The 3,138-nt window shown below is 34.9% G+C and carries 3 protein-coding genes and 1 riboswitch; of the genes, 2 read left to right on the forward strand and 1 reads right to left on the reverse strand.

What is annotated here, in order from left to right:
- Positions 1–429: IS6 family transposase (locus AWH49_RS17850; protein WP_063966824.1), on the reverse strand; the 429-nt coding region annotated here is incomplete at its 3' end.
- A gap of 267 nt (positions 430–696) precedes the next feature.
- A riboswitch (TPP riboswitch) is annotated at positions 697–797 on the forward strand.
- Positions 798–944: 147 nt separating this feature from the next.
- On the opposite strand from AWH49_RS17850, the gene AWH49_RS17855 reads away from it, so the two are divergent.
- Together AWH49_RS17855 and AWH49_RS17860 are read left to right on the forward strand one after the other, a co-directional pair.
- A complete protein-coding gene (locus AWH49_RS17855) occupies positions 945–1,697 on the forward strand; it encodes a 3-oxoacyl-ACP reductase (protein WP_018393116.1) in 753 nt (250 codons plus the stop codon).
- 82 nt (positions 1,698–1,779) lie between these two features.
- A complete protein-coding gene (locus AWH49_RS17860) occupies positions 1,780–3,087 on the forward strand; it encodes an LLM class flavin-dependent oxidoreductase (protein WP_063966825.1) in 1,308 nt (435 codons plus the stop codon).
- The last annotated feature ends 51 nt before the right edge of the window (positions 3,088–3,138 follow it).

A 3,138-nucleotide genomic window follows, 5' to 3' on the forward strand; every position in this document is an offset into this window, starting at 1 on the left:
GTAAGCCGGATTCTTATCGACTGTCACGACACGAGGCTCAGAATTATGAAAAGACTGCAAAGCTTTCTTGAAGAACTGCTTTGCAGTCTTGTGATTTCTTGTTTTGCTTAGGTAAAAATCGATGGTATTTCCTTTCGAATCAACAGCACGATACAGGTACATCCATTGACTTTTTACTTTGATATAGGTTTCATCGACTCTCCAAGAGTCATTGGTTTGCTTGAGATGACGACGGATTCGTTTGTCTAGTTCAGGACCATACTGATGAACCCAACGCATGATCGTTGTATGAGCAATGGATAAGCCCCGTACCTCCATCAATTCTACCAAATCCCGAAAGCTCAAGTTGTACCGTAGGTACCATCTTACTGTTTGTAAAATAATATCATGATGATAATGTTTCCACTTGAATAAATGTTGCTTTTCCATACTGATCACGCACCTTTTTTAGAGTAATAGTATCAGTATTTCCAAGATTTAAAGATGATTTGCAACTGTCTTGAAGTTTTTGCACCAGAACCTTTTAATTTTCCCTCTACAAAAAAATGTCTAAGTTTTTTATAATAATACTATAGATTAGTTATGAAAGAAGATATAACATGTTAATTTTAGAATAACAAAGTTATAGAAATACTTTAACTAGCCATATTTCCTTGACGTAAATTTCTAAAAACTATATATTGAATATAACTTAAATATATGCACTAGGGGTGTTATTTAACTGAGATGAGTATTACCTCAAACCCTTTGAACCTGAACTAGCTGAAACTAGCGTAGGAAAGTGTAAACTCTAATACATACTTAAAGAGCGATTATGCCTTATTCTTAATATGTAGTTATTTGTTTTTACGCAACTTTCCTATGGGAAGGTTGCGTATTTTTTATTTTATCTATCATTTTATTATTTAAGTTTCATCAAAATTAAAAATATAGGAGTTGTTATGATGACTAGAACAGTATTAGTAACAGGTAGTAGTAGAGGTTTAGGAGCAACTATTGTAAAGACATTGGCACAACAAGGATTTCAAGTGGTTATCAATTACTATAAAAGCAAAGATGCTGCTGAGAAGCTCGTTTCTGAGATTGGTGAAGAGAATGCTATTGCAATTCAGGCTGATGTAACAAATCGTAAAGAAGTAGATAAATTGATAAAAAAAGCAACGGAATATTTTGGTCAAATAGATGTTGTAGTCAACAATGCATTAGTAGACTTCAAATTTGATCCAAACAAACAGAAAACCTTCACAGAACTCACTTGGGATGATTATCAAAAACAACTAGATGGTACTTTAAAAGCAGCATTTAATGTAGTTCAAAGCGTCATACCTCAATTTATTGAACGACAAAATGGAAGTATTATAAGTATAGGTACTAATTTATATCAAAATCCTGTTGTACCCTACCACGAATATACAACAGCTAAAGCTGGATTAATAGGTTTTACACGTAATATCGCTTCTGAATTAGGACTATATGGTATAAAAGCGAATGTAGTTTCAGGTGGATTATTAAAAACGACTGACGCCAGTGCTGTTACAACACCAGAAGTATTCGATTTAATTGCTCAATCAACGCCATTGAAGAAGGTGACCACACCTCAAGATGTAGCCAATATGGTCGCTTATTTATCTTCGGAAAATGCGAACGGTATTACAGGTCAAAATTTCACAGTAGATGGCGGTTTGACAATGAACTAATAGCTTAAATTACCATAGATAATCCTTCAAAAAAAGGAGTATACAAGACAATTAATAATGATGTATTTTGAGGTGTAAACAAATGACAAAAACTAAAGAAAAAAAACTACACTTAGGTGTTTTGCTGTATGGTTGTGGACACCATCAAGCTGCTTGGTTAATGCCTGACTCAAGCGTTGAACGTATTGGAGACATTTATTATTACCAATATTTAGCGCGGTTAGCAGAAAAAGGTTACTTTGACGCAGTATTCTTTGCTGATAATCAATCATTTCAAGGTAAAGATTCTAGTGATATGCCAGCATTTTGGTTTGATCCAGTAGTCAATTTAACTGCTATTTCTCAAGTGACAAATCATGTGGGATTAGTTTCAACAATTTCAAGTACTTTTTCTAATCCTTTCACAGCTTCACGACAACTATTAAGTTTAGACCATATTACAAAAGGACGTGTTGGTTGGAATCTCGTTACGTCAATGACTGATTTAGAGGCGTTAAATCATAGTATGGAAGAACTACCTTCTCATGACAAACGCTATGAGAAGGCAGATGAATTCGCTGCTTTAATGAATAAGTTATTTCTTTCATGGGACAGTAATGAGTTTCTACATCATCGAGAAGAAAGAAAATTGATAAATCCTTCAAACATTCAGCCTTTTAATCACGATGGTACCTATTTTAAAGTGTATGGCCCATCCACTACGCCAAAAAGTCCGCAAGGCAAACCAGTATCAATGCAAGCAGGGGCATCTAAACAAGGCATTGCATTAGCCGCAAAATATGCCGATGCAGTCTATTCAGTGTCGTGGAACTTAAAGCAAGCAAAAAAATTTCGTAAAAAATTAGATGAACAAGTTAAACAAAGCGAAGACAGCAATAGACATATTAAAGTATTTCCAGGCTTAGTAACCTATGTAGGTCATACTCATGAAGAAGCTTTAGCCAAAAAAGCAGCATTAGATGAGCAATTACCTCTTGAAACAGCTTTAAAACAGTTGAGTTTCTTTATTCAACAAGACTGTTCTAAGTGGGAAATTGATAAAGAAGTACCTCAATTACTCCCAGTAGAAGAATTTACTGGTCCAGTTGGACGTTACGAAACGATACTAGAAATTATTAATGATACACAACCTACAGTAAGAGAATTATTAGGATATCTTAATGCAGGCGGTGGACATCACACGCTGATAGGTACACCCGACGAAATTGTGGATCAGATGGAAGTCTGGTTTGAAGCTGGTGTGGCTGACGGATTTAATCTTATGCCTCCTACATTACCCGGTAGTTTAGAAGACTTTGTTGAACTAATTGTTCCTGAAATGCAAAAAAGAGGTATTTTCAGAAAGAAATATGAAGGTCATACCTTCCGTGAACATTTAGGATTAACATAATAAATCTGGTTCTGGTGCAAATAATTGGGGAAGATATAAAGAGGCGAAAAG

It is taken from the genome of Domibacillus aminovorans, from assembly GCF_001643235.1.
Taxonomy (GTDB): Bacteria; Bacillota; Bacilli; order Bacillales; family Domibacillaceae; genus Domibacillus; species Domibacillus aminovorans.

What these genes read in the sequence shown, in the direction of transcription:
- AWH49_RS17855 (WP_018393116.1), top strand. Translation starts at nt 945, where the DNA reads ATGACTAGAACAGTATTAGTAACAGGTAGTAGTAGAGGTTTAGGAGCA.
- AWH49_RS17860 (WP_063966825.1), top strand. Translation starts at nt 1,780, where the DNA reads ATGACAAAAACTAAAGAAAAAAAACTACACTTAGGTGTTTTGCTGTAT.